Origin of the sequence: Pseudomonas sp. 8BK, assembly GCF_902506475.1 — a bacterium.
Lineage (GTDB): Bacteria > Pseudomonadota > Gammaproteobacteria > Pseudomonadales > Pseudomonadaceae > Aquipseudomonas > Aquipseudomonas anguilliseptica.
In genome coordinates, this window is record NZ_LR733252.1 from 3,381,121 (window position 1) to 3,405,821 (window position 24,701).

Annotated in this window: 23 protein-coding genes; 9 read left to right on the forward strand and 14 right to left on the reverse strand. The window is 59.6% G+C overall.

All coding sequences use genetic code 11. The annotated features are described in order from the left end of the window. Positions 1–23 precede the first annotated feature (23 nt). Entirely contained in the window at positions 24–3,476 is a 3,453-nt protein-coding gene (mfd, locus tag ACIN8IBEIGE_RS15810; RefSeq protein ID WP_160015488.1) for a transcription-repair coupling factor, read from the forward strand. Positions 3,477–3,487: 11 nt separating this feature from the next. Next, positions 3,488–4,027 carry a CsiV family protein gene (locus tag ACIN8IBEIGE_RS15815; RefSeq protein ID WP_160015489.1) on the forward strand — a complete coding sequence of 180 codons (540 nt, stop codon included), beginning with the start codon at positions 3,488–3,490 and terminating at the stop codon, positions 4,025–4,027. A gap of 61 nt (positions 4,028–4,088) precedes the next feature. On the opposite strand, the gene ACIN8IBEIGE_RS15820 is transcribed toward ACIN8IBEIGE_RS15815, so the two are convergent. The 4 genes from ACIN8IBEIGE_RS15820 to ACIN8IBEIGE_RS15835 are packed head-to-tail and all read right to left on the reverse strand — an operon-like array spanning position 4,089 to position 7,136. Then, complete coding sequence (locus ACIN8IBEIGE_RS15820) at positions 4,089–4,826, reverse strand: S-methyl-5'-thioinosine phosphorylase (RefSeq protein WP_090387333.1); 738 nt, start codon at positions 4,824–4,826, stop codon at positions 4,089–4,091. A gap of 10 nt (positions 4,827–4,836) precedes the next feature. After that, positions 4,837–5,835, reverse strand: a complete 999-nt coding sequence (nagZ, locus tag ACIN8IBEIGE_RS15825) for a beta-N-acetylhexosaminidase (protein WP_178124370.1) — start codon at positions 5,833–5,835, stop codon at positions 4,837–4,839. Positions 5,836–5,856: 21 nt separating this feature from the next. After that, entirely contained in the window at positions 5,857–6,381 is a 525-nt protein-coding gene (locus tag ACIN8IBEIGE_RS15830; protein ID WP_160015491.1) for a L,D-transpeptidase, read from the reverse strand. A gap of 47 nt (positions 6,382–6,428) precedes the next feature. Beyond that, a complete protein-coding gene (locus ACIN8IBEIGE_RS15835) occupies positions 6,429–7,136 on the reverse strand; it encodes a TetR/AcrR family transcriptional regulator (protein WP_160015492.1) in 708 nt (235 codons plus the stop codon). A gap of 272 nt (positions 7,137–7,408) precedes the next feature. Between ACIN8IBEIGE_RS15835 and lexA the strand changes: the two genes are divergently transcribed. Both lexA and sulA read left to right on the forward strand, forming a co-directional pair. Beyond that, the gene (gene lexA, locus ACIN8IBEIGE_RS15840) at positions 7,409–8,020 is read left to right on the forward strand and encodes a transcriptional repressor LexA (RefSeq protein WP_160015493.1); all 612 of its coding nucleotides are present in this window, start codon (positions 7,409–7,411) and stop codon (positions 8,018–8,020) included. A 10-nt stretch (positions 8,021–8,030) separates the two neighbouring features. Beyond that, positions 8,031–8,507: an SOS-induced cell division inhibitor SulA gene (sulA, locus tag ACIN8IBEIGE_RS15845; protein ID WP_160015494.1), complete on the forward strand. Its 477-nt coding sequence runs from the start codon at positions 8,031–8,033 to the stop codon at positions 8,505–8,507. A gap of 114 nt (positions 8,508–8,621) precedes the next feature. Here the strand turns inward: sulA and ACIN8IBEIGE_RS15850 are convergent, their stop codons facing one another. From ACIN8IBEIGE_RS15850 to fadB, 6 genes are all read right to left on the reverse strand, one after another. Then, positions 8,622–8,855 carry a hypothetical protein gene (locus ACIN8IBEIGE_RS15850; protein ID WP_090248059.1) on the reverse strand — a complete coding sequence of 78 codons (234 nt, stop codon included), beginning with the start codon at positions 8,853–8,855 and terminating at the stop codon, positions 8,622–8,624. A gap of 78 nt (positions 8,856–8,933) precedes the next feature. Then, positions 8,934–9,452, reverse strand: coding sequence for a DUF6586 family protein (locus tag ACIN8IBEIGE_RS15855; protein WP_160015495.1), 519 nt, complete (start codon positions 9,450–9,452; stop codon positions 8,934–8,936). A gap of 71 nt (positions 9,453–9,523) precedes the next feature. Then, positions 9,524–12,133: a type I DNA topoisomerase gene (topA, locus tag ACIN8IBEIGE_RS15860; RefSeq protein ID WP_160015496.1), complete on the reverse strand. Its 2,610-nt coding sequence runs from the start codon at positions 12,131–12,133 to the stop codon at positions 9,524–9,526. A 125-nt stretch (positions 12,134–12,258) separates the two neighbouring features. Further along, positions 12,259–12,495, reverse strand: a complete 237-nt coding sequence (locus tag ACIN8IBEIGE_RS15865; RefSeq protein ID WP_090387350.1) for a DUF1653 domain-containing protein — start codon at positions 12,493–12,495, stop codon at positions 12,259–12,261. A gap of 86 nt (positions 12,496–12,581) precedes the next feature. Then, positions 12,582–13,757 (reverse strand): acetyl-CoA C-acyltransferase FadA, encoded by a 1,176-nt coding sequence (gene fadA / locus ACIN8IBEIGE_RS15870; protein ID WP_090248066.1) that lies wholly within the window; start codon positions 13,755–13,757, stop codon positions 12,582–12,584. Between the two features lie 30 nt (positions 13,758–13,787). Beyond that, positions 13,788–15,935 carry a fatty acid oxidation complex subunit alpha FadB gene (gene fadB, locus ACIN8IBEIGE_RS15875; RefSeq protein WP_160015497.1) on the reverse strand — a complete coding sequence of 716 codons (2,148 nt, stop codon included), beginning with the start codon at positions 15,933–15,935 and terminating at the stop codon, positions 13,788–13,790. Positions 15,936–16,415: 480 nt separating this feature from the next. On the opposite strand from fadB, the gene ACIN8IBEIGE_RS15880 reads away from it, so the two are divergent. Beyond that, positions 16,416–17,234 carry a hypothetical protein gene (locus ACIN8IBEIGE_RS15880; protein ID WP_160015498.1) on the forward strand — a complete coding sequence of 273 codons (819 nt, stop codon included), beginning with the start codon at positions 16,416–16,418 and terminating at the stop codon, positions 17,232–17,234. Positions 17,235–17,392: 158 nt separating this feature from the next. Here the strand turns inward: ACIN8IBEIGE_RS15880 and ACIN8IBEIGE_RS15885 are convergent, their stop codons facing one another. Next, positions 17,393–17,830: a hypothetical protein gene (locus tag ACIN8IBEIGE_RS15885; protein WP_160015499.1), complete on the reverse strand. Its 438-nt coding sequence runs from the start codon at positions 17,828–17,830 to the stop codon at positions 17,393–17,395. Positions 17,831–17,917: 87 nt separating this feature from the next. On the opposite strand from ACIN8IBEIGE_RS15885, the gene ACIN8IBEIGE_RS15890 reads away from it, so the two are divergent. Then, entirely contained in the window at positions 17,918–18,358 is a 441-nt protein-coding gene (locus ACIN8IBEIGE_RS15890) for a universal stress protein (protein ID WP_160015500.1), read from the forward strand. A 30-nt stretch (positions 18,359–18,388) separates the two neighbouring features. Here the strand turns inward: ACIN8IBEIGE_RS15890 and ACIN8IBEIGE_RS15895 are convergent, their stop codons facing one another. Continuing rightward, positions 18,389–19,075, reverse strand: a complete 687-nt coding sequence (locus ACIN8IBEIGE_RS15895; RefSeq protein ID WP_160015501.1) for a hypothetical protein — start codon at positions 19,073–19,075, stop codon at positions 18,389–18,391. Between the two features lie 59 nt (positions 19,076–19,134). Next, the gene (locus ACIN8IBEIGE_RS15900; protein WP_160015502.1) at positions 19,135–21,057 is read right to left on the reverse strand and encodes an ATP-binding cassette domain-containing protein; all 1,923 of its coding nucleotides are present in this window, start codon (positions 21,055–21,057) and stop codon (positions 19,135–19,137) included. Here ACIN8IBEIGE_RS15900 and ACIN8IBEIGE_RS15905 point away from each other — a divergent pair. Both ACIN8IBEIGE_RS15905 and ACIN8IBEIGE_RS15910 read left to right on the forward strand, forming a co-directional pair. Further along, positions 21,056–21,301: a hypothetical protein gene (locus tag ACIN8IBEIGE_RS15905; RefSeq protein ID WP_160015503.1), complete on the forward strand. Its 246-nt coding sequence runs from the start codon at positions 21,056–21,058 to the stop codon at positions 21,299–21,301. The genes ACIN8IBEIGE_RS15900 and ACIN8IBEIGE_RS15905 overlap by 2 nt on opposite strands. A 125-nt stretch (positions 21,302–21,426) precedes the next feature. Further along, the gene (locus tag ACIN8IBEIGE_RS15910; RefSeq protein ID WP_160015504.1) at positions 21,427–23,352 is read left to right on the forward strand and encodes a transglycosylase SLT domain-containing protein; all 1,926 of its coding nucleotides are present in this window, start codon (positions 21,427–21,429) and stop codon (positions 23,350–23,352) included. A gap of 49 nt (positions 23,353–23,401) precedes the next feature. Here the strand turns inward: ACIN8IBEIGE_RS15910 and ACIN8IBEIGE_RS15915 are convergent, their stop codons facing one another. Next, positions 23,402–24,208, reverse strand: coding sequence for an MOSC domain-containing protein (locus ACIN8IBEIGE_RS15915; protein ID WP_160015505.1), 807 nt, complete (start codon positions 24,206–24,208; stop codon positions 23,402–23,404). Between ACIN8IBEIGE_RS15915 and ACIN8IBEIGE_RS15920 the strand changes: the two genes are divergently transcribed. Next, positions 24,207–24,686 (forward strand): DUF1499 domain-containing protein, encoded by a 480-nt coding sequence (locus ACIN8IBEIGE_RS15920; protein WP_160015506.1) that lies wholly within the window; start codon positions 24,207–24,209, stop codon positions 24,684–24,686. The genes ACIN8IBEIGE_RS15915 and ACIN8IBEIGE_RS15920 overlap by 2 nt on opposite strands. Positions 24,687–24,701: the final 15 nt, after the last annotated feature.

Sequence of the window (24,701 nt, forward strand, 5' to 3'; positions counted from 1 at the left end):
TGTGCCATGACCGTGAGCCGCCCGTGTCTGAACCGACCGCGTCCGTACTGCGTCTACCGTCCTTACCGGCCACTGCCGGCAAACAACACTGGGGCAACCTGCCCGGTGCCGCGCTGAGCCTGGCCATTGCCGAAGCTGCCAGCAATGCCAAACGTTTCACCCTGCTGCTGACTGCCGACAGCCAGAGCGCTGAGCGCCTGCAAGAGGAGCTGAGCTTTTTCGCTCCGGATTTGCCCGTGCTGCATTTCCCCGATTGGGAAACCCTGCCCTACGACCTGTTTTCGCCACATCAGGACATCATTTCCCAGCGCATCACCGCACTTTATCGCCTACCCGAGCTGAAACACGGCGTATTGGTAGTCCCGATTACCACCGCCCTACACCGCCTGGCGCCCAAGCGCTTTCTGCTCGGCAGCAGCCTGGTCATGCAAGTTGGCCAGCAACTCGACGTCAACCAGATGCGCAGCAATCTGGAAGCCGCCGGCTATCGCTGCGTCGATACGGTGTACGAGCACGGCGAATTCGCGGTACGCGGTGCGCTGATCGACCTGTTCCCGATGGGCAGCAGCCAACCTTACCGCATCGACCTGTTCGATGACGAAATCGAAACCCTGCGCACCTTCGACCCGGAAAACCAGCGTTCCATCGACAAGGTCGAGTCGATCAAGCTGCTGCCGGCGCGCGAGTTCCCGCTGGAAAAGAAAGCCGTTACCGATTTTCGCGGGCGTTTCCGCGAGCGTTTCGACGTGGATTTCCGCCGCTGCCCGATTTACCAGGACCTCAGCACCGGCATCACCCCAGCCGGGATCGAGTACTACCTGCCGCTGTTCTTCGAGGAAACCGCCACCCTCTTCGATTACCTGCCCGCCGACACCCAGGTGTTCTCCCTGCCAGGCATTGAGAAAGCCGCCGAGCAGTTCTGGGTGGATGCGCGCAGCCGTTATGAGGATCGCCGCGTCGACCCGGAACGCCCGCTGCTGCCGCCCGCCGATATCTTTCTGCCGGTGGAAGACTGCTTCGCCCGCCTGAAGAACTGGCCGCGTGTAGTGGTCAGCCAGGACGATATCGAAGAAGGCGTCGGTCGCCTGCGCTTTAATGCCAAACCGCTGCCCGACCTGGCGATCCAGGCCAAGGCCGGCGAACCGCTGGCCGCGCTGCGGCGCTTTATCGAGGAATACCCCGGTCGCGTGCTGTTCTGCGCCGAGTCCGCCGGGCGTCGTGAAGTGCTGCTGGAGTTGCTCGCACGCCTCAAGCTCAAGCCCAACGAATTTGAAAGCTGGCCGGCCTTTACCGCCAGCAAACAGCGCCTGGGCATCTGCATTGCTCCGCTGGATGACGGCCTGCTGCTCGAAGACCTGGCCCTGGTGGCGGAAAGCCCGCTGTTCGGTCAGCGCGTCATGCAGCGCCGGCGCCGCGAGAAATCCCGTGATGGCGGCGACAACGTCATCAAGAACCTTACCGAGCTGCGCGAAGGTGCGCCGGTGGTGCACATCGACCACGGCGTCGGCCGTTACCTGGGCCTGGTGACCATGGAATTCGACGGCCAGGCCGCCGAATTCCTCGCCCTGATGTACGCCGAGGAAGCCAAGCTCTATGTGCCGGTGGCCAGCCTGCACCTGATCGCGCGCTACACCGGCAGCGACGACGCCCTCGCCCCGCTGCACCGTTTGGGCTCAGAAATCTGGCAGAAGGCCAAGCGCAAAGCCGCCGAACAGGCGCGTGATGTCGCCGCCGAGCTACTCGACATTTATGCCCGTCGCGCCGCCCGCGAAGGCTATGCATTTGCCGACCCGAAGGCCGATTACGCCACCTTCAGCGCCGGCTTCCCCTTCGAAGAAACCCCGGACCAGCAGGCCGCGATCGACGCGGTGCATGACGACATGCTCGCGCCCAAGCCCATGGACCGCCTGGTCTGCGGCGATGTCGGCTTCGGCAAGACCGAAGTGGCGATGCGCGCCGCCTTTATCGCCGTGCATGGCGGCAAGCAGGTGGCGGTCCTGGTACCGACCACATTGCTTGCCCAGCAGCACTACAACAGCTTCCGCGACCGCTTCGCCGATTGGCCAGTCAAAGTCGAGGTGATGAGCCGCTTCAAGAGTGCCAAGGAAGTCAGCGACGCCGTGCAGCAACTGGCCGAGGGCAAGGTCGACATCGTCATCGGCACCCACAAGCTGCTGCAGGAAGACGTCAAGTTCAGCAACCTGGGCCTGGTGATCATCGACGAAGAGCACCGCTTCGGCGTGCGCCAGAAGGAGCAGCTCAAGGCCCTGCGCAGCGAAGTCGACATCCTCACCCTCACCGCTACACCGATTCCGCGCACCCTGAACATGGCCGTGGCCGGCATGCGCGATTTGTCGATCATCGCCACGCCGCCGGCACGGCGCCTGTCGGTACGCACTTTCGTTATGGAACAGAACAACCCGACGATCAAGGAAGCGCTGCTGCGCGAACTGCTGCGCGGCGGCCAGGTGTATTACCTGCACAACGATGTAAAAACCATCGAGAAATGCGCCGCCGACCTCGCCGAACTGGTGCCGGAAGCACGCATCGGCATCGGCCACGGGCAGATGCGCGAGCGCGAACTGGAACAGGTGATGGGCGATTTCTATCACAAGCGTTTCAACGTGCTGATCGCCTCGACCATCATCGAAACCGGTATCGACGTACCGAGCGCCAACACCATTATCATCGAGCGCGCCGACAAGTTCGGCCTGGCCCAGCTGCACCAGTTGCGCGGCCGCGTCGGCCGTAGTCACCACCAGGCCTACGCCTATCTGCTGACGCCGCCGCGCAAGCAGATGACCGACGACGCGCAAAAGCGCCTGGAAGCCATCTCCGGCGCCCAGGACCTCGGCGCCGGCTTCACCCTGGCCACCCACGACCTGGAAATCCGCGGCGCTGGCGAGTTGCTCGGCGATGGCCAGAGCGGACAGATCCAGGCAGTCGGCTTCACCCTGTATATGGAAATGCTCGAACGCGCGGTGAAATCGATCCGCAAGGGCGAGCAGCCGAATCTCGACCAGCCGCTGGGTGGCGGCCCGGAGATCAACCTGCGCGTACCGGCGCTGATCCCCGAGGATTACCTGCCCGACGTGCATGCGCGGCTGATCCTCTACAAACGCATCGCCAACGCCGCCGACGAGGATGGCCTGAAAGAACTGCAAGTGGAGATGATCGACCGTTTCGGCTTGCTGCCGGATGCAAGCAAGAACCTGATACGCATCACCCTGCTGAAACTGCAGGCAGAAAAGCTCGGGATCAAGAAGGTCGATGCCGGCCCGCAAGGTGGACGTATCGAATTCGCCGCAGATACCTGTGTCGATCCACTGACCCTGATCAAGCTGATCCAGAGCGCGCCGAACCGTTACAAGTTCGAAGGCGCAACGCTGTTTAAAATCCAGGTGCCCATGGAGCGCCCGGAAGAACGCTTCAACACCTTAGAGGCGCTGTTCGAGCGCCTGACTCCCTCGACCTAAAGGACTGACCCATGCGCGCACTTCGCACCCTGGCCCTGCTGCCGCTTCTCCTGCTGAGCCTGCTCAGCAGCACTGCCGCCCTGGCTGAAAGCCTGTATCAGGTTGAAGTCATCGTATTCCGCCAGGCCGTCACGCCGATTTCTGCCGGCCAGCTGCCGCCCGACAACTGGGCGCAGAATGCGCTGCCCGTGGATGGCAGCAACAGTCGCAGCACCGCACTGAATGCCGAAGCCGGCAAACTCAACCCATCCAGCGGCTATCAGGTTTTACTGCACAAAGCCTGGTCTCAGAGTTTGGGCGAATCGAGCAGCCGCGTCGCCATCAGCACCGGCAACGAACAGTTCGGCCACTACCCCGTTGAAGGCACCATCAGCCTTAAAGCCGGCCGCGTGATCGAGCTGGACAGCGACATCTGGGTCAACCAGATCGACGCCAGCGGCATCCTCAACGACAGCGAGCGCATCAAACAAAGCAGCCGCCTGAAAAGCGGCGAGTTGACTTTTGTCGATAATGGCAGCCTGGGCATGCTGATTCGCGTCAGCCCGCTATAAGAACACCGCCACAAAAAAGGGCCGCATTACGCGGCCCTTTTTCTATTGCAGCAATGATCGTTCAGCTGGTCAGCACACGCGCCAATACGGCCTTTACCGTACCCATCCCCTCTTCCAGGGCGCGCTCGATTTCCGCCATGGTGATCAGCGCACGGGACTTGCCAGCAGCCGGGTTCACCACCAGCGCCAGGCAGGCGTAGGGCAAAGCCAGCTCACGGGCCAGCACAGCTTCCGGCATACCGGTCATACCGACGATATCGCAGCCATCACGCTCCATCCGCGCGATCTCCGCAACGGTCTCCAGGCGTGGCCCTTGGGTGCAGCCATACAAGCCGTGATTGCTGAACGCACAGTGCTCGGCAGTCAGGGCATTGGCCAGTTTGGTGCGTAGCCCAGCGTCATAGGGGTGGCTGAAATCCACATGAGTGACATGCTCCAGCTCACCCTCAAAATAGGTGTGCTCGCGCCCGTAGGTGTAATCGATGATCTGATGCGGCAGGCAGAAGTGCCCGGTGCCCATCGCCGAGTGAATACCGCCCACCGCGTTTACCGCGATGACGGCCTTGGCCCCCGCTTCACGCAGCGCCCAGAGGTTGGCGCGGTAGTTGACCTGATGCGGCGGAATACGGTGCGGATGCCCGTGGCGCGCGAGAAACAGCACCTCACGGCCGGCATAGTCGCCCTTGAGCACAGCAGCAGAAGGCGCACCATAGGGCGTATCAATATGCAGCGCAGCCTTGATGGTCAGACCGTCCAGCTTGGTCAGACCCGTACCGCCGATAATCGCGTAAACCGTCATCCCTTACTCTTCAGTCGATTAATTGCGCATCGCGCAGGCTGCCAAGTGCCGCAAGCCAGCGCGGGTTCTGCCGATACTCAATACCCGGGAAGGCCTGCCGGCGCATCCGCGCTAGGCCTTGCGGCGGTTCCACCTTGAGTCGCTGCAAGGCGCTCAGGGCCAGCTCCGCCGCTGCCCGGTCATTACACACCAGGCCCATATCACAGCCCGCTGCCAGCGCAGCCTCGATACGGCAGGCCGCATCGCCGACCACATGGGCACCAGCCATGGACAGATCGTCACTGAAAATCACCCCATCAAAGGCCAGCTCGCCACGCAGAATGCCCTGCAGCCAGCGCTGGGAGAAGCCCGCAGGCTGACTGTCCACCTGAGGGTAGATCACATGGGCGGGCATCACCGCCGCCAACTGCCGACGCAGCTGAGCAAACGGCTGCAAATCAACCGCACGAATCTGCTCCAAGCTACGTTCATCGACCGGGATGGCCACATGTGAATCCGCCTCCGCCCAACCGTGCCCAGGGAAATGCTTGCCGGTGGCGGCCATGCCCGCAGCATTCATCCCACGGATAAACGCGCCGGCCAGTAAAGTCGCACGCTGCGCATCACCTTCGAAAGAACGACTGCCTACGACGGCGCTGCGCTGATGATCCAAGTCCAGCACAGGAGCAAAACTCAGGTCCAGACCTGCAGCCAGCACTTCGGTGGCCATGACCCAACCGCACTGCTCAGCCAAATGCTCGGCATTGGCGTTATCGGCCAGCGCACGCATCGCCGGCAAGCGCACAAAGCCCTGACGCAGACGCTGCACACGCCCGCCTTCCTGATCCACCGCCAGCAGCAGATCTGGCCGCACCGCACGAATCGCCGCAGACAGCTCACGCACCTGACGCGGATCTTCGATATTGCGCGCGAACAGAATCAACCCAGCCACCTGCGGCTGACGCAGGATCTGGCGATCCTCTGCGGTCAACCAGGTGCCGGCGATATCCAGCATCAATGAACCTTGCATGGGTGAACTCACAACTCGTCCTTAAATAAGAGGCGCAACTGCCCACTCAGGGCAAGCGGCTTCATCAATCTGTACCGCACATTGAACAGGGACACGCGCAAAGAGTTCCAGCAGATCGCTGTTGCGCAGACGCACACAGCCATGCGACAGCGCCACGCCCATAGGCTCGCTGTCCGGCGTACCGTGTATGTAGATATAGCGGCGAAAGGTATCGACAGCGCCCAGACGATTGCGTCCGGGCTCACAACCACTCAACCAGAGAATGCGCGTAAGAATCCAGTCACGGCCTGGGAATTGTGCATGCAACTCGGGCGACCAGACCTCACCGGTCCAGCGCCGCCCGCGCAGTACGGCAGCGCTCGGCAAGCCCTCACCAATCTTTGCCCGCACTTGGTGCAAGCCACGCGGTGTACAGCCAGAACCATTGCGCTCGCCGGCGCCATTCAGCGCAGTAGAAACACTCAGACGCAGCTGCAGCTGCCCGTTGGCAAAGCCATATAGACACTGATCGGCGAGGGAGATGTGCAGATAATCGAGAGCAACCATGGGCGGCTAGCTTAGCGGATAGCATCCACCAAGCCCACCCGCCGAGGTCAAACTTTGCTGGATGCTGCGGGAGTCTTGGTACGCGGCTTAAGCTGCGCGCTGGCCAGGGCTTCATCGGTCAGGCCGGTTTCCGAACGCATGCCGGCCGCCAGAAATGGCACCATCAGGCGCATCACCTGCTCAATCGAGGTACTCACCCCGAAATCGGTTTCCGACATCGCGCGCAGAGCCTTGATCCCGGACATGCTGAACGCCGCAGCGCCGAGCATAAAGTGCACGCGCCAGAATAGCTCCAGTGGCGGGATGCGTGGGGCGGCTTCATGCACCAGCTGCATATAGCGACGGAACACTTTTCCGTAGACCTCTTCGAGGTACTTACGCAAGTGCCCCTGGCTCTGACTGAAGGCCAGACCCAGTAGGCGCATAAAGATTGACAGGTCGTTACCACTGCGCGGCTTTACAGCCAGCGCCTGCTCGACCAGCAGCTCAAGCAGCTCTTCCAGACTGACCTTGGTTTCCGGTTTGGCCTGACGACGATCCAGTTCGCGCTCCAGGCTTACGCAGAAAGGCCCGAGAAAGCGCGAGAACACCGCCTGAATCAGGGCCTTTTTCGAGCCGAAGTGATAATTCACCGCGGCCAGGTTCACTCCAGCCTTGCTGGTGATCAAACGCAGAGAAGTTTCTGCGAAACCTTTCTCCGCAAAAAGCTGCTCTGCCGCATCGAGAATGCGTTCAACGGTTTCCGACTGGGCCATGACTCTTTTCATCTGAACAAACACTTGTTTGAAACATACGTTTCAGTCGCCCGCCTTGTCAAGCCGGGCAAACCATCTTGTGGCCGGGCGGTCACAGACATTCGCTAAAGACACGGGCTAACCCTAGCTAGACGCCACCTGAGAGACCCGAGTAACAGTGCGCCGCAACAGGCGAGATAAAGGTCAATTGAGTAGAGATCACAACACAAGGATTGCCAAGCGCTAATCACTGTATATAATCCCAGTCACTGTACAAAAAGACAGAGCCGACCATGCTAAAACTGACGCCGCGCCAAGCTGAAATTCTCGCTTTCATCAAGCAATGTCTTGAAGACAACGGCTACCCGCCTACCCGAGCGGAAATCGCCTTAAAACTAGGTTTCAAATCACCTAATGCAGCGGAAGAACACCTCAAGGCCCTGGCCCGTAAGGGTGCAATCGAGATGACCCCTGGCGCTTCGCGCGGTATCCGCATTCCCGGCTTCGAGCCCAATGCCGATGAAGAAGAAGGCCTACCGGTAATTGGCCGCGTCGCTGCAGGGGCGCCGATTCTGGCGCAGCAGCATATCGAAGAGTCCTGCAAGATCAATCCGGACTTCTTCCACCCCAAGGCCGACTACCTGCTGCGTGTACGTGGCATGAGCATGAAAGACATCGGCATCTTCGATGGTGACCTGCTGGCCGTACACACCACCCGTGAAGCCCGTAACGGGCAAGTGGTGGTGGCGCGCCTCGACGATGAAGTGACCGTCAAACGTTTCAAGCGTGAAGGCAACAAGGTCTGGCTGATTGCGGAAAACCCGGAATTCGCGCCGATCGAAGTAAATCTGGAAGAACAGGATTTGATTATTGAAGGCTTGAGCGTCGGCGTTATCCGCCGCTAGTGGAGGATTTATGCAGTTCCCGCAATCACTGAACCGTACACAACTGCCTTTGTTCGATGCATTTCTGGCGTCGACGGTGACGCCGTTACTTGCCGATAGCGCTGAGCTACCCTGGCAGGATGATGAGACAGAGGCTTTCAGTGAACTGTCGCTGCGTGGCGCAGCCGGGCACTGCCTGAACCTTCTCGCACCGATTCTGCGTGAACTTAGCGACAACCTCGATGAGCGCTGGCTGACCCTGATTGCGCCACCATCAAGCTTGACCCAAACCTGGCTACGCGAGGCGGGCCTGAACCGCGAACGCATTCTGCTGCTCCACCCACGCGGCGCACAAAGCGCGCTGGAGCTGGCGCAACAGGCCCTGACACTAGGCCGCAGTCATACCGTAGTCAGCTGGCTACACCCTCTGGAACGTCAGGCACGGCAACAGCTTGAGCAAGCGGCCCGCCAAGGCAAGGCGCAAAGCCTGAATATCAGTCTGGGATAGTTGGCCAGCAGCCTCGCACAAGGATTGTGCGCGCCAGCCAGTAGAAACCTGACGCAAGAAATAACAAGCACCAGCACAACACTCTAACAACCAGAACCCGGAAGAGCTCTGCAATCAATGCAGAACCCGCGGCCCCTCTTCCTGCTGGAAATTATTTTCCGCCAGGCGCCCCGCCATCTGTACACCGACATTGAGCATGGCCTTGGCCACCTCAACATGCTGCCCCTGCAGAAAAGCTTTGGCATCGGCAGAGAAATCCAGCACCACCAGTGACTCTTCATCCTCGGCACGACGCAGGGCAATGCGCCCGTCGGGCAATTCAACAATTTCCAAGAATGATGTAGGCATTGGCTTAGCTCTCCACGAAAGACCGACAGTGTAACAGCCGACCCGGGCTCGCCCTAGTCCGCCGGTCCAATCAGCCTCTTACCATTCACTCAGGGTTTGCCGAAAGCGCTGTGCCAGAGCTTTCAGCTGCTGACGCCAGGCCTCAAGTGTCTCCTGCGCCAAGAGCGCGACTTCTTCATCCAGGCTGACTGCGGTGATCAATGGCGTAGCTGGATCAACTTTGGCCTTCTTGCCTGCCTGCGGTGGCTGAAACAGCTCGGCATAGGCCTTGAGCAGCTGAGCAACCCAGCTATCAGCGGACTGTGCCAGTTCGACCAGCTCACCCAATTCCTGGCTCGGCGCCGCCTGCAACACTTCCTCAGTGAGAAAGCATTCAGCCCGCGGCGCGGCGCTGTCCGGCAAGCGGTAGTAACCGGCAATTTCATGACACAGGCCCAGCAAGGCCCCGTACAGATGAAACAAAGCGGCTTCACGCTCGGCCTGGATCAAGGCCAGGGCATTCATGCTCTGGCCTTGTTCAGCCTTGCGCCAGGACTCCAGCGCCAGGCCGGCGTAGAAGATTTTCTGATTGGTGCGGGTATAGAGTTCATTGGCCATTGCGGCACCCTCCACAGCGGATTGGATAAGCATACGCGCGCCGGCCAATGACCGACACGCGCTCCGCTAGATCAGCTCTTGTCTTCGACTTTCCACTTGCCGCCATCAAAGAACGCACGCCAGCCCGTCGGCTTGCCGTCGACCTCGGTCTGCACGTACTGCTCCTTGGTCTTGCGGCTGTAGCGGATCACTGCAGCACGACCTTGCGGGTCTTTCTTCGGTGCGTCGCAGAGAAAGTGGTACTTGGGATCGATCTCGTCGCGATGCGGGATCAGCTCCAACACCAGCGGTGCACGGGTTTCGCGGTTTTTCGGGAACTGGCTGGCCGCCAGAAACAGGCCCGAAGCGCCATCGCGCAGGATGTAGGTGTCGTTGACCTTCTCGCACTTGAGCTCCGGCATCTTCACCGGGTCCATTTTCGGCGGCGCCGCTTCACCGCTTTTCAGCAGTTTGCGGGTGTTCTTGCACTCGCTGTTGGTGCAGCCGAAGAACTTGCCGAAACGGCCGGTCTTGAGCTGCATCTGACTGCCGCACTTGTCGCAGTCCAAACTCGGGCCTTCGTAGCCCTTGATGCGGTACTGGCCCTGCTCCACTTCATAACCGCTGCAATCCGGGTTATTGCCACAGATATGCAACTTGCGGGTTTCATCGAGCAGGTAGGCGTCCATCGCGGTCGAGCAGATCGGGCAGCGGTGCTTGCCAAGCAGCACGCGCGACTCGGACTCACCCTCATCGTCCGCGGCAATTTCGTCACCCGGCACCAGATTGACGGTGGCCTTGCAGCGCTCTTTCGGCGGCAGTGCATAACCGGAACAACCGAGGAATACGCCGGTTGATGCGGTACGGATAGTCATCGGCCGTGCGCAGTCGCGGCAAGCGATATCGGTCAGCGTCGGCTGGTTGGCACGCATGCCACCCTCACCTGCTTCAGCCACTTCAAGCTTCTTCTTGAAGCCACCGTAGAACTCGTCCAGTACGTGTTTCCACTCGCGCCCGCCCTGGGCCACATCGTCCAGGTGCTCTTCCATGCCGGCGGTAAAGCCGTAGTCCATCAAATTGGAGAAACTTTCGGACAGACGTTCGGTAACGATGTCGCCCATCTTCTCCGAGTAGAAACGGCGGTTGTGCAGGGCTACGTATCCGCGGTCCTGGATGGTGCCGATAATCGCCGCATAGGTCGACGGGCGACCGATACCGCGTTTCTCCATTTCCTTGACCAGACTGGCTTCCGAGTAACGTGCTGGTGGCTTGGTGAAGTGCTGGCTCGGATCGAGTTTGATCAGCTTGAGCGCTTCGCCCTGACTCATGTCGGGCAGCACATCATCATCGCCCGGTTTGCTCAACTGCGGCAGTGCGCGAGTGTAGCCGTCGAACTTGAGGATACGGCCCTTGGCGCGCAACTCAAACTGCGCGGCAGTGACGGTCACGGTGGTCGACAGGTATTCGGCCGGCGGCATCTGGCAGGCAACGAACTGGCGCCAGATCAGCTCGTAGAGACGCTCGGCGTCACGCTCCATGCCCGACAGCTGAGTCGGCTTGAGGTTGACGTCGGAAGGACGAATCGCTTCGTGCGCCTCCTGAGCGCCCTCCTTGCTGCTGTAGGCAATCGGGTTGGCAGGCAGGTACTTCTTGCCGAACTCGCTTTCAATAAAGCCACGCACCATGCTCACGGCATCGGCCGAGAGATTGGTCGAGTCGGTACGCATATAGGTGATGTAGCCGGCCTCATACAGACGCTGAGCCATCATCATGGTCTTCTTCACCCCAAAACCCAGGCGGTTACTGGCGGCCTGTTGCAAGGTGGAAGTAATGAACGGCGCCGACGGCTTGCTGCTGGTCGGCTTGTCTTCGCGTTTGCTGATGCTGTAGCTGGAGGCTTTCAGTGTCGCTAGGGCCGCCATGGCCTGGGCCTCATTCAGCGGCTTGAAGGCTGCGCCGTTCTCACGAGCCACTTCAAAACGGACATTGGCGCCTTTGGCGGTACCCAGATCGGCGTGCACTTCCCAGTATTCTTCAGGGACAAACGCGCGGATCTCTTTCTCGCGCTCGACCACCAGTTTCACGGCTACCGACTGTACACGACCGGCGGACAGACCACGGGCGATCTTCGCCCACAGCAGCGGCGAGACCATGTAACCCACCACGCGGTCGAGGAAGCGCCGCGCCTGCTGGGCGTTGACCCGATTGATATCCAGTTCGCCAGGCTTGGCAAACGCTTCCTGGATAGCCTTCTTGGTGATTTCGTTGAACACCACGCGCTTGTAGCGGCTGTCATCGCCACCGATGGATTCACGCAGGTGCCAGGCAATGGCTTCCCCCTCACGGTCCAAGTCGGTTGCGAGATAGATGGTGTCGGCATCCTTGGCCAAACGGCGCAACTCTTCGACCACCTTCTCTTTGCCAGGGAGGATCTCGTACTTGGCTTTCCAGCCGTGCTCGGGATCCACGCCCATGCGTGCAAACAGCTGACGCTTGGCTTTTTCCTTGGGCGACAGCGCCGGTACTTCACCTGCAGCGGCTTTACCACGCTTGACCGGCTCTTTGGCGGTACTCGCCGAACCACTGGTGGGTAGGTCACGGATGTGGCCGATGCTCGACTTCACCACGTACTCGTTGCCCAAGTACTTGTTGATGGTCTTGGCCTTGGCCGGGGATTCCACGATGACCAGCGATTTGCCCATGGATTGGAAAATTCCTGAAATTCGATAAATAAATGCGGGAGGCGCTGTACTGCCTACTAGCGCGGCACCGCTATATATAGTGGTGGTCCGGCCGAGGTCAAGCGCAGCAGTGGCCCGATGTCAGCTTAAGGCCGAGTAAAGAGTGCGGTTTCAGCCTGAATCAAAGCAAAGCGTGGAACCGTCTCGCCGTCCACCTCAACGCTTTCGCAAAACATCTCCAACGGTCGCACCCACAAGCCAAACTCGCCGTACAGCGCCTGATAGACCACCATCGCCTGTTCCGTTTCGGAATGCTGGGCTACGCCAAACACACGGTATTCAGGGCCTTTGTAGTGACGGTAAAGACCAGGCTGTAGCTGCATCGGTGAATTCCTTGAAGATTTTCTGCTGATAAACAAAAACCGGGGCACTGGGCCCCGGTTTTTTCCATCTCTTACACCGATGAAGCTTAGAGGCGTTCGAAGACGGTGGTGATGCCTTGGCCGAGACCTACGCACATGGTCGACACACCGAAGGTGCCGCCATTCTGCTTCATCACGTTCAGCAGGGTACCGGAGATACGCGCACCGGAACAACCGAACGGGTGACCCAGGGCGATGGCGCCGCCGTGCAGGTTGACCTTCTCTTCCATCTTGTCGAGCACTTTCAGGTCCTTCAGCACAGGCAGAGCCTGGGCAGCAAAGGCTTCGTTGAGCTCGAAGAAGTCGATGTCATTGATGGTCAGGCCAGCACGTTTCAGGGCTTTCTGAGTCGACGGTACTGGGCCGTAACCCATGATCGCTGGATCAACACCGGCCACGGCCATGGCGCGAACCACTGCCATTGGCTGAATGCCGAGGTCCTGAGCGCGTTGGGCGCTCATGACGATCATGCAGGAAGCGCCATCAGTGATCTGCGAGGACGTACCTGCAGTCACGGTACCGCCTTTCGGGTTGAACGCAGGCTTCAGCGCAGCCAGGCTTGCCAGAGTGGTTTCCGGACGAATGGTTTCGTCGTAGTCAAACACCTTCAGGAAACCGTTCTCGTCGTAGCCTTGCATCGGGATGATTTCATCCTTGAACTTGCCTTCGACGGTAGCTTTGTGGGCCAGACGGTGCGAACGCTCACCGAAGGCGTCCTGCTGCTCACGGCTGATGCCATGCATCTTGCCGAGCATTTCAGCAGTCAGACCCATCATGCCCGAGGCCTTGGCCGCGTACAGCGACAGGTGCGGGTTTGGATCAACACCGTGCATCATGCCAACGTGGCCCATGTGCTCCACACCGCCGATGACGAATACGTCACCGTTGCCGGTCTGGATTGCCTGCACAGCAGTGTGCAGAGCGCTCATGGACGAACCGCACAGGCGGCTCACAGTCTGGCCAGCAGCAGTGTGCGGGATCTGGGTCATCAGCGACGCCATGCGCGCGATGTTCCAGCCCTGCTCCAGGGTCTGGTTTACGCAGCCCCAGATCACGTCTTCCACTTCAGCTGGGTCCAGCTTGGTGTTACGTGCCAGCACGCCGCTGATCAGGTTGGCCGACATGGTTTCGGCACGGGTGTTGCGATGCATGCCGCCCTTGGAACGACCCATCGGGGTACGACCGAAGTCGACGATGACTGCATCTCTAGGATTCAGGCTCATAAATTCACTCTCGCTCTAGTCGTTGCGCGATTAACCGAAAAACTTCTGGCCCTTAGCGGCCATTTCGCGAAGCTTGGCAGTCGGGGTGTACAGCGCGCCCAGCTCGGCATATTTGTCGGCCAGGGCAACGAACTCGGCTACACCGATGGTGTCGATGTAACGCAGTGCACCACCGCGGAACGGAGGGAAGCCGATGCCGTAGATCAGGCCCATATCGGCCTCAGCTGCGGTATCAACGATGCCGTCTTCCAGGCAACGCACGGTTTCCATGCACAGAGGAATCATCATGAAGTTGATGATGTCTTCATCAGTCACTTCACGCTGCTCGGTCACGATGGACTTGAGCAGGTCGTAGGCAACCGGATCGGAAACCTTCTTCGGCTTGCCGCGCTTGTCCATTTCGTAGGCGTAGAAGCCCTTGCCGTTCTTCTGACCCAGGCGATCTGCTTCGTACATCACGTCAACCGCGGTACGGCCTTCAACTGCCATGCGATCCGGGAAACCTTCAGCCATCACATCACGGCCGTGGTGACCGGTGTCGATACCAACCACGTCGGACAGGTACGCCGGACCCATCGGCCAGCCGAACTTCTCCATGACCTTGTCGATACGCACGAAGTCGACACCGAAGCCCAGCAGCTTGGAGAAGCCACCGAAGTACGGGAACAGCACGCGGTTGACCAGGAAGCCTGGGCAGTCGTTGACCACAACCGGGGTCTTGCCCATTTTCTTGGCGTAGGCAACGGTGGTAGCCACAGCTACATCGCTGGACTTCTCGCCACGAATCACTTCAACCAGCGGCATCATGTGCACAGGGTTGAAGAAGTGCATGCCGACGAAGTTTTCCGGACGCTTGAGGGCCTTGGCCAGCAAGTTGATGGAAATGGTCGAGGTGTTCGACGCGAGGATGGCGTCTTCTTTGACCACGCCTTCCACTTCAGCCAGAACAATCTGCTTGACCTTCGGGTTCTCAACCACGGCTTCGACAACGATGTCGACAGCGCCGAAATCGCCGTAGGACATGGTTGGACGAATGGCAGTAAGGGCTTCAGCCATCTTCGCCGGGGTCATACGACCTTTGGTAACGCGACCGCCGAGCAGCTTGGAAGCCTCGGCCAGACCCATCTGGATACCCTCTTCACGGATATCCTTCATCAGGATCGGAGTGCCCTTGGAAGCAGACTGGTAGGCGATACCGCCACCCATGATGCCGGCGCCGAGTACGGCGGCCAGTTTCACGTCTTTGGCGATTTCGTCGTGCTGCTTGGCTTTCTTCTTCAGATCCTGATCGTTCAGGAACAGACCGATCAGGCTGGCAGCAACCGGGGTTTTAGCCAGTTTAACGAAGCCCGCAGCTTCCACTTCCAGCGCTTTGTCGCGACCGAAGTTGGCGGCTTTCTGAATGGTTTTGATCGCTTCAACCGGCGCCGGGTAGTTCGGGCCAGCCTGACCTGCGACAAAACCTTTGGCAGTTTCGAAGCACATCATCTGCTCGATCGCGTTGAGCTTGAGCTTTTCCAGCTTCGGCTGACGCTTGGCCTTGTAGTCCAGCTCGCCAGAGATAGCGCGCTTGATCAGGTCCAGAGCAGCGGCTTGCAGCTTGTCAGCGGCAACCACAGCATCCACTGCACCCATTTTCAGGGCGTCAGCAGCTTTGTTTTCTTTACCACCGGCAATCCACTCAACGGCGTTATCGGTACCGATAACCCGTGGCAGACGCACGGTGCCGCCGAAGCCTGGGTAGATGCCCAGTTTGACTTCAGGCAGGCCAACCTTGGCGCTTTCGGCCATGACGCGGTAATCCGCGGCCAGGCACATCTCAAAACCACCGCCCAAGGCGATGCCGTTGATCGCGACAACAGTCGGAACATTGAGGTCTTCAAAATCACTGAAGATCTTGTTGGCTTCGAGGTTGCCAGCCACCAGTTCTTCGTCTGGCAACTTGAAGTTGTCAACGAACTCGGTGATGTCGGCGCCGACGATAAATACGTCTTTGCCACTGGTGACAATCACGCCCTTGATCGAACCATCGGCCTTGATCGCATCAACGGATTGACGCAGTTCATTGAGGGTAAGACGGTTGAATTTGTTGACGGATTCACCCTTGAGGTCGAATTTCAATTCGACGATGCCGCTCTCAAGAGCCTTAACCGTGATGGCTTTACCTTCGTAAATCATCAACTGATCTCCACGGTATGGAAGCTGAACAGTACACATCGGAGCCAACCAGCAAGCTACTCCACGGCACAGCCGTCTAGAGTAACCCCAATCAGCCTGGCACACCCACCGACGCGATAATCGGACTGTAAAGGCGCTGTCTTAAGAGGCAAACGCTCAATTCATACGCCCGTTTGATTTGGGTGTGCACACCTTCAAGGAAAAGCCCCAACTTGTCAATTGGCCTGTTGTGACTGTAAAGGCGTACAAAAAATTACGTTCAGGCCTACGCAGGCATGCAGATCACTCTGCAGCGAACAGGCGGCCATCCGCAGCGATTTACGGTTACTTCGCCAACTCTGCAAACAGAAGTGTGATCCAGCGCATACCTAGCAAAATGATTTGGCTGCAGGTACAGTCGTCTCAATACGGCCGTTTTAGACCGCCCGTAGCCAAAACAAAAACAATTAGAGCCCAATCAAGGGCGCACGGAGTTCCCCCATGTCGAGCCGCATGCTTGCCATTGTTTTGAGCACCCTGCTCGCAATTACCCTCCCTCTATTCAGCGCCGCGACCCAGGCTGCAGATGCAGCAACCAGCCTGCTGAAACTGCACCAGCTGCGCCTTGCCGCACAAAAGTCTCTGAGCGACTTCTACATGTTCAACGGCATGGAAGGCGATCAACGCTATGCGCGGATGATCAACGACTCGGTGAGCGAGGTGAACAGTCATCTGAACGCGCTAACAGACATGCCCGGCGAAGGCGCAAAGGCGCTGCGCTCGCAGCTGGATCAGCAATGGAAGGGTTACGAGATCGACCTCAACAACCTGATCAACGCGCTGAAGAGTCAGGGTTACACCGACCTGCAGCCAGTAGCCGACCTTGCAGCCCGCAACCAACAGCTGATGACCCTGAGCCAGGAGCTGTATACCAAGATCCAGCAGGAAGGCAGCTACAGCGTGCCAGCACTGACTCAGCGCAGCCGCGAACAGAGCATGTTGATGCAAGGCATTGCCGTGGATTACGCCTCGCGCAGCGCCTCGGTAGGCGCCACCTTTATGGGAGGTGGCGATGCACGGCCAATCGAAGAACTGGTCAGTGAGTTCGCCAGCAAGATGGCAACACTGGAGAAAGACCCGAAGAACAGCCCGCAGCTCAAGCAATCCTGGGAAGGGGTCGCCACCAAATGGCGCTATATTGAGAAATCGCTGATCAACTACAACGAAAACAGCGTGCCATTTCTGGTCAACAAGTACTCCAATACCATCATCCAGGGCATTGAACAGATTTCCGGTCAGTACGCGGCCGCCAACCTCTGATCGCGACCGCTGCCATCCGTATTCGCTTTACCGGCCTGCCTGGCCGTACTCCGGCCCAGTGCTTGCACTGGGCTTTCTTTTTATGGCCCGCCATCCATGGCGCCCCCCTTTCGGGCCGTCGCTGCGCGACGTTAAAAATTGCTCCAGGCAATTTTTATTCAGGCTTTGGCCTGGAGAAACGCAACAATTGCCTCCAGCGCTTCGCCAGCACCTCGTTCGCCCCAGCATACCGAGAGCATCTGATCGGTCGCCTCAACCTTGAACGCATCGGCCGGCAAGGCCTGCAGTTGCGCCAACAAGGCCTGATCGGCGCAGGGCTCGCGCCATTTATTCACCCACTGCCCTTGCTCCATCTGCCAATAGCACCAGCTATCGACCTGGCCGCGGCGGCGTGCACGGTGGTATTGCGGACAGGCATGCGGTGGCTGACGCAGCAGCCAATGCGGCCACTCCTGGCGCGACAGCTGCATCGCCACACCCATCCGCCGCGCCTGCAAGCGCACGTCCATCTGCCCACGCTGATGGCGCGAGGGCACCAGCCAGGCCAGCGGGCTGAGCAAAAAGGCCAGGAGCAAAAGCAGAAACCAGGGACTCATATCGTTATCTCACCGGCAAAAGCCTGTCATCAGCGCTCAGGAAGGCCATACTAAAACTATTGATCCACTTGCAAGGAGAGTTACCCCATGCCCTACCAGCATATTCTGGTCGCCGTCGACCTTACCGAGGAATGCGACCCGGTCATGCACCGCGCACAGAAACTGGCCGCCAGCAGCGGGGCCAAGCTGTCTGTGGTGCATATCGTCGAACCTATGGCCATGGCCTTTGGCGGCGACGTACCGATGGACCTGTCGATGCTGCAACAACAGCAGTTCGACCAGGCCCGCGAGCGCCTGGACAAGTTTTCCGGCAAGTATCCTGACCTCAGCGCCGAGCATCGTCACCTGGCCTACGGCCAACCGCGCCAGGAAATCCACCGCCTCGCCGAAGAACAGCAATGCGACCTGATCGTTGTCGGCAGCCACGGCCGTCATGGCCTTGCACTACTGCTGGGCTCAACAGCCAACGACGTACTGCACGGCGCACCCTGCGATGTGCTGGCCGTGCGCCTGAAAAAAACCGAGTAACGCGAGCTGCGGGTGAATAACGCTGCAGCGTTATTCACCGCTATCAGGCGAGCTCATGACCAGCGGGCGAATCTTCTGCAGCTGGGTCTCCAGCGAATAGGTCATGCTCGAGGCCATGGAGAAGAAGGTCAGGAATGCCTTGAGGTTGGAATCGCCCTCGCAGGTTGCATGAATGCGCTGCCAGAACGCCTGGTTAACCAGCTGTAACTGCTGGAACATGCGCACCAGGCCCTTCAGTTCCCAATCCGCAGCACGCCCTTCGCGCAGGTTGAAATACTGCTGGGTCAGGTACAGCGACACCGTGCGCAGGATGAACTCCTGGCTGTTGGCGAACGGCAGATGATGCTGTGCCATGGGCTTGAGCTTGCCCAGCACCGGACAGGCACTGGTAGCCATGATCACCCCAAGCAGCGCACGCAGGCCCTCTTCCAGGCCCACCTGCTTGTTGTACTCACGCTCAGGCGTGCGCACCCATACAGCCACCTTCTTGAAGGCCGGCAGGCCCTGGAAATCCTCTATTACCCGATGCAGATCGACAGCCGCCGGGCAATGACTGAAATTGTCCTTGCTCAGCGGGCAGTTGCTGCATTGCTGGTATTCAAGGCGCGTCCAGGCCGGTGCGCTTTGCGCAGCCTCTGCCTCGTACACCCGGTCCAGCTCGATCCTGTAGCTGAACTGATGATTGTCGTCGAGAGTGATGCGGTACTCGATGGCCATGACTGTCTCCGCCAGAAGGCTCAAAATCCTGTTTGAGCGCGCTACTTTACGCCTTGGGCTTAGCCTTCCAGCTCAGCCCAACGCTCGACCAACTGCTCCAACTCATGCTGCACAGCCTGCAGTTTCGCCAGCACTTCGGCGGTCTTCTCCGCAGGCTGCTGATAGAAACTCGGCGAGCCAATCTGTTCCTGCAAGCTGGCAACCTGCCCCTCCAGCGCATCGATCTGCCCTGGAATGGCCTCCAGCTCGCGCTGTAGCTTGTAACTGAGTTTTTTCTTGCTCGCTGCAGCAGCCACCACCGCCACAGGCTCCGCAGCCACTGGCGTCGGGACCACAGCTGAGGCTAGTTCAGGCTTGCCGGCTTTGCTTTCACCCACCCCGAGCAGGCGCGGCGAACCGCCCTGACGCAGCCAATCCTGATAACCACCAACGTATTCGCGCACACGACCTTCACCTTCGAATACCAGGGTGCTGGTCACCACATTGTCGAGGAAGGCCCGGTCGTGACTGACCATCAACACAGTGCCCGGGAAAGTCAGCAGTACTTCTTCAAGCAACTCCAGGGTTTCCACGTCGAGGTCGTTGGTCGGCTCGTCCAGTACCAACAGGTTGGCCGGCTTGCTGAACAGCTTGGCGAGCAAGAGACGTGCCCGCTCCCCCCCGGACAAAGCCTTGACCGGTGTACGCGCCCGCTGTGGGCTGAACAGGAAGTCGCCCAGGTAGCTCAGCACATGACGGTTCTGCCCGTCGATCTCGATAAAGTCGCGACCTTCGGCGACGTTATCGATCACGGTCTTTTCCAGATCGAGCTGGTGACGCAATTGGTCAAAATAAGCCACTTCGATGCGTGTACCTTCGGCCACTTCACCGCTGGTGGGCTGCAAACCGCCGAGCATCAGCTTGAGCAAGGTGGTTTTGCCCGTGCCGTTGGCGCCGAGCAGACCAATGCGGTCGCCGCGCTGCAGCACCATGGAGAAATCCTTGATCAGAAACGGACCATCTGGATGCGCAAAGCTGACGTTTTCCAGCACCATCACCTGCTTGCCGGATTTCTCGGCGGTTTCCAGCTGGATATTGGCCTTGCCAGTGCGCTCGCGCCGTTCGCTGCGCTCAACCCGCAAGGCTTTGAGGGCGCGCACACGGCCTTCGTTACGGGTGCGGCGGGCCTTGATGCCTTGGCGAATCCACACTTCTTCCTGGGCCAGCCGTTTGTCGAACAGCGCGTTGGCGGTTTCTTCGGCGGCCAGGGTGGCCTCCTTGTGCACCAGGAAACTGGCGTAGTCACCGTTCCAGTCGATCAGGCCGCCGCGATCCAGTTCGAGGATGCGCGTAGCCAGGTTCTGCAGGAAGGAACGGTCGTGGGTGATAAACAGTACTGCGCCCTGGAAATCCGCCAAGGCTTCTTCCAGCCAGGCAATCGCACCGATATCCAGGTGGTTGGTGGGTTCATCGAGCAGCAGCAGATCGGGCTCGGAGACCAACGCCTGAGCCAGCAGCACACGGCGACGCCAGCCACCGGACAGTTCAGCCAGGGTCTTGTCGGCCGGCAGCTGCAGGCGGCTCAGGGTGCTGTCGACCAGTTGCTGCAGGCGCCAGCCATCACGAGCCTCAAGGTCCTGCTGCACATGCATCAGCTTGTCCAGATCGGCGTCAGTGACACAGTTCTGCGCCAAATGATGGTACTGGGCGAGTAACTCACCCACTCCATCCAGACCTTGAGCGACCACATCAAACACCGTGCGATCGTCGGCCAGCGGCAGCTCCTGCGGCAATTCGCCGATCTTCAGACCAGGTGCGCGCCAGACGGCGCCGTCATCGGCCTTCTGATCACCCTTGACCAGCTTCATCATGCTCGATTTGCCGGTGCCGTTGCGGCCGATGATGCACACCCGCTCGCCACGGGCGATCTGCCAAGACACCTTGTCCAATAGCGGCATTGCGCCGTAGGCCAGGGAAATATCAGTGAACTTGAGCAGGGTCATGGCACGCCTCAACAAAAAACGACAGGTGAACGCTGGTAAAACCGTGGCCGAGCAACGGGCTTCGTTGCATCCAATGCACAGCGGCAACCTGAAACACCCAAAAATCATCTGCGGCTGCCCAGGACACCCGCAAAACAGGGCGCGCATTCTAACCGAGAAGCGCATCGACCAAGCAGGCAATTTCAGCGGCGGGCGCGGTAAATTCTGCGCACGCCATCTGCTGCCCGGGCAACCAGCGCTCTAGGGCGGATGCCAGGGCAGCAGATGGCGATTAATGCCGACAATTACCCATTGCAACGCTTTGCGCCTTCACCGCCCATGGGCAAACGACTAAGCTAGAGCCATACGCACTATTTGCCTGGAAGTGTCATGCGCGGCCCCCTGTTCAGTCTGCTGTCCTGCCTATTGGTTTCCTCCCTGAGCGTCGCCGCGGCGCAAGCCGCCACTCTGACGCAACAGCGTCAATACTACGATCAAGCCAAAGCCGCGCTGGCCAAGGGCGACAAAGGCCCTTACCAGCGTTATGCCAGCGCCCTGCGTGACTATCCGCTGGAACCTTATCTGGCATATGACGAGCTGACCGCCCGGCTGAAATCGGCGAGCAACGACGAAATCGAGAAATTCCTCGCCGAACATGGCGACCTGCCGCAAATCAGCTGGATGAAGCTACGCTGGCTGCGCTGGCTGGCCGAGCGCGGTGAATGGCAGACTTTTATCAACTACTACGATCCGGCGCTGAACTTTACCGAGCTCGACTGTTTGTATGGCCAATACCAGCTAAGCCACGGCATGCGCACCGAAGGCAACGCTACCGCCGAGAAACTCTGGCTGGTGGGCAAATCCCAGCCAAACGCCTGCGACCCGCTGTTCACACTGTGGGCCGCAGAAGGTCAGCTCACCGAACAGAAACGCTGGCAGCGCGCCAAGCTGGCGGCCGAAGCGCGCAACTATGGCCTGGTCACTCACCTGATCAAGAGCATGCCGACCCTGGGCAACCACGGCAAAACCCTGCTGCAGGTTGCACAGAAACCTGAGCTGCTGAAACAGACCTCACGTTTTACCCAGACCGACGCGGCCATGGCCGATGTGGTTGGCCTGGGGCTGCGCCGCCTGGCCCGCCAGGACCCGGAAAGCGCGCTGAAGCTGCTCGATGGCTACGCCCAACGGATGAAATTCTCCAGCGAGGAACAGGTCGCCATCGCCCGTGAAATCGGCCTGACCCTGGCCAAGCGCTTCGATTCCCGCGCCCTGCAAGTCATGGCCAAGTACGATCCTGAACTGCGTGACAATACCGTCAGCGAATGGCGCGCTCGCCTACTGCTGCGCCTGGGCCGTTGGGATGAGGCCAACCAGCTGACGCGCCGGATGCCTGCCGAACTCGGCAACACCAATCGTTGGCGCTACTGGCAGGCGCGTAGCCTGCAATTGGCACAGCCCAATAGTCAGGAACCAAAAGCGCTGTATCAGGCGCTGGCCAAAGAGCGTGACTTCTACGGTTTTATGGCTGCTGACCAGGTGCAGGCGCCCTATCAGCTGAACAACAAGCCACTAAACCTGAGCCCACAGACCATCCAGAAGGTGCGTAATTCGGCAGCGATTCGCCGTGCCCTGGAGTTCCACGCCCGTGGTCAGGTCGCCGATGGTCGGCGCGAGTGGTACAACGTCAGCCGCCTGTTCAGCCGTGATGAAATGGTTGCCCAGGCACGCCTGGCCTATGAGATGGGCTGGTACTTCCCGGCCATCCGCACCATCAGCCAGGCACAGTATTGGGACGATCTGGAGGTGCGCTTTCCCATGGCCCACCGCGAACACCTGGTGCGTGAGGCGAAGAATCGCGACATTCACTCCAGTTGGGTATTTGCCGTCACCCGCCAGGAAAGCGCCTTTATGGCCGATGCCAAATCCCATGTCGGCGCCATGGGTTTGATGCAGCTGATGCCAGCCACCGCCAAAGAAACCGCCAGACGTTTTGGCATTCCGCTGTCATCGCCGCAGCTGGCGTATCGCCCGGAAGTCAATATTCAGCTGGGTGCGGCTTACCTGAGCCAGATCTACGGCCAGTTCAACGGTAACCGCGTGCTCGCCTCCGCTGCCTACAACGCCGGCCCAGGGCGCGTGCGCCAGTGGCTGCGCGGCGCAGATCACCTGTCATATGACGTGTGGATCGAAAACATCCCGTTTGATGAAACCCGCCAGTACGTACAGAACGTGCTGTCCTACTCGGTGATCTACGGCGAGAAGCTCAACGCACCGCAGCCACTGGTAGCCTGGCACGAGCGTTACTTCGATCAGTAATAGCGAAACAGACACGCTCAACAGTAGTTGTTGAGCGTGCCCTACTCGCTTATTCCAGCACCTGCACCGGCATATCCAGACGCAGCGGCCCTTCGCCACAAGCGATCAGGTTCTGCCCGAAAAACACATCGCCGTCACGCTCACGGTAAGTTTTCAGGGTGGTCAACGGCTCGCGATCGGCGCTGCGCTCGCCGGTTTGTGGGTCGAGGGTGGTCATGATGCAACGCGAGCAGCCTTTGACCACACGAAACTCCAGCTCACCAATGCGAATCCGCTTCCAGCTGTCCTCTGCATACGGCTCACTGCCACTGACCACCAGATTCGGACGAAAACGCAGCATCGGTAACGGCCGGCCGACCCGCGCCGACAGGTCATCCAGCGAGGCCTGGCCGATCAGCAGCAAAGGAAAGCCATCGGCAAACGCCACCTTGTCGCCCACTTCGGCATAGGCCGTATCGACCTGCCGCGCACGCGGTTCCGACACCTGCACCAGGCGGCAGGCACGACCGAGAAACTGGCTCAGCCACTGCGCAGCCACATCGCCAGCATCTGGCACCTGCAAACTGTCGCGCCAGATGGTCACACCGCGCAGCGCCGCCTGCTCATCCGGCACTGCCACCTGCAGCTCAGGCATACCCGGCGCACTCAGCTGCAGGTGGGAGGCACCCAGCCAGCGCGCCTGCAACTGAGTCATCTGCGCCAGCAAGCGTTGCGTAAGGAAGCGCCCGCTTTCAGCATCGACTACCATCCAGCGACGATCACCCTGCACGCCCAAAGCGTCCAGCACCGTTTCGCGCAAGGCCTCGCCTGCCGCCGACTTCAGTGGATAACGGTACAACCCGGAGAGATGCAACATGAGCCCAGCTTCCCTTTGGCAAAACGCCCTTATACGAGTAACCCGCCACACTCACAAGCCCATCTTGCCCCTACCGCTGCTGGTCCTGCTAAGCGCCTGCAGTGGCACCGCACCGGATAACCTGGGTATCCATGATGGCCAGCTGAGCGCCTGCCCGGACTCACCGAACTGCGTAAATAGCCAAGCCAGCGATGCGCGACACGCCATTGAACCGCTACCACTGCAAGGCAGCGCCGAAGCAACTCAGGCACGTCTCAAGGCGTTGCTCAGTGCAGAGCCACGCGTGAGTCTGGTGGAGGAAGCGCCGGGTTATTTGCGCGCTGAATTCAGCAGCAAGCTGATGCGCTTTGTCGATGATGTGGAATTTATGATCGGCGCAGCCCGAGTGGATGTGCGCTCGTCATCACGCCTGGGTTACGCGGATTTCGACGTTAACCGCGAGCGCATTGAGCATCTGCGCCAGCGGCTAAGCGAATAAACAGTAAGGTGAGTC

What these genes read in the sequence shown, in the direction of transcription:
- ACIN8IBEIGE_RS15815 (WP_160015489.1), top strand. Translation starts at nt 3,488, where the DNA reads ATGCGCGCACTTCGCACCCTGGCCCTGCTGCCGCTTCTCCTGCTGAGC.
- ACIN8IBEIGE_RS15820 (WP_090387333.1), bottom strand. Translation starts at nt 4,826, where the DNA reads ATGACGGTTTACGCGATTATCGGCGGTACGGGTCTGACCAAGCTGGAC.
- nagZ (WP_178124370.1), bottom strand. Translation starts at nt 5,835, where the DNA reads ATGCAAGGTTCATTGATGCTGGATATCGCCGGCACCTGGTTGACCGCA.
- ACIN8IBEIGE_RS15830 (WP_160015491.1), bottom strand. Translation starts at nt 6,381, where the DNA reads ATGGTTGCTCTCGATTATCTGCACATCTCCCTCGCCGATCAGTGTCTA.
- ACIN8IBEIGE_RS15835 (WP_160015492.1), bottom strand. Translation starts at nt 7,136, where the DNA reads ATGGCCCAGTCGGAAACCGTTGAACGCATTCTCGATGCGGCAGAGCAG.
- lexA (WP_160015493.1), top strand. Translation starts at nt 7,409, where the DNA reads ATGCTAAAACTGACGCCGCGCCAAGCTGAAATTCTCGCTTTCATCAAG.
- sulA (WP_160015494.1), top strand. Translation starts at nt 8,031, where the DNA reads ATGCAGTTCCCGCAATCACTGAACCGTACACAACTGCCTTTGTTCGAT.
- ACIN8IBEIGE_RS15850 (WP_090248059.1), bottom strand. Translation starts at nt 8,855, where the DNA reads ATGCCTACATCATTCTTGGAAATTGTTGAATTGCCCGACGGGCGCATT.
- ACIN8IBEIGE_RS15855 (WP_160015495.1), bottom strand. Translation starts at nt 9,452, where the DNA reads ATGGCCAATGAACTCTATACCCGCACCAATCAGAAAATCTTCTACGCC.
- topA (WP_160015496.1), bottom strand. Translation starts at nt 12,133, where the DNA reads ATGGGCAAATCGCTGGTCATCGTGGAATCCCCGGCCAAGGCCAAGACC.
- ACIN8IBEIGE_RS15865 (WP_090387350.1), bottom strand. Translation starts at nt 12,495, where the DNA reads ATGCAGCTACAGCCTGGTCTTTACCGTCACTACAAAGGCCCTGAATAC.
- fadA (WP_090248066.1), bottom strand. Translation starts at nt 13,757, where the DNA reads ATGAGCCTGAATCCTAGAGATGCAGTCATCGTCGACTTCGGTCGTACC.
- fadB (WP_160015497.1), bottom strand. Translation starts at nt 15,935, where the DNA reads ATGATTTACGAAGGTAAAGCCATCACGGTTAAGGCTCTTGAGAGCGGC.
- ACIN8IBEIGE_RS15880 (WP_160015498.1), top strand. Translation starts at nt 16,416, where the DNA reads ATGTCGAGCCGCATGCTTGCCATTGTTTTGAGCACCCTGCTCGCAATT.
- ACIN8IBEIGE_RS15885 (WP_160015499.1), bottom strand. Translation starts at nt 17,830, where the DNA reads ATGAGTCCCTGGTTTCTGCTTTTGCTCCTGGCCTTTTTGCTCAGCCCG.
- ACIN8IBEIGE_RS15890 (WP_160015500.1), top strand. Translation starts at nt 17,918, where the DNA reads ATGCCCTACCAGCATATTCTGGTCGCCGTCGACCTTACCGAGGAATGC.
- ACIN8IBEIGE_RS15895 (WP_160015501.1), bottom strand. Translation starts at nt 19,075, where the DNA reads ATGGCCATCGAGTACCGCATCACTCTCGACGACAATCATCAGTTCAGC.
- ACIN8IBEIGE_RS15905 (WP_160015503.1), top strand. Translation starts at nt 21,056, where the DNA reads ATGGCACGCCTCAACAAAAAACGACAGGTGAACGCTGGTAAAACCGTG.
- ACIN8IBEIGE_RS15900 (WP_160015502.1), bottom strand. Translation starts at nt 21,057, where the DNA reads ATGACCCTGCTCAAGTTCACTGATATTTCCCTGGCCTACGGCGCAATG.
- ACIN8IBEIGE_RS15910 (WP_160015504.1), top strand. Translation starts at nt 21,427, where the DNA reads ATGCGCGGCCCCCTGTTCAGTCTGCTGTCCTGCCTATTGGTTTCCTCC.
- ACIN8IBEIGE_RS15920 (WP_160015506.1), top strand. Translation starts at nt 24,207, where the DNA reads ATGAGCCCAGCTTCCCTTTGGCAAAACGCCCTTATACGAGTAACCCGC.
- ACIN8IBEIGE_RS15915 (WP_160015505.1), bottom strand. Translation starts at nt 24,208, where the DNA reads ATGTTGCATCTCTCCGGGTTGTACCGTTATCCACTGAAGTCGGCGGCA.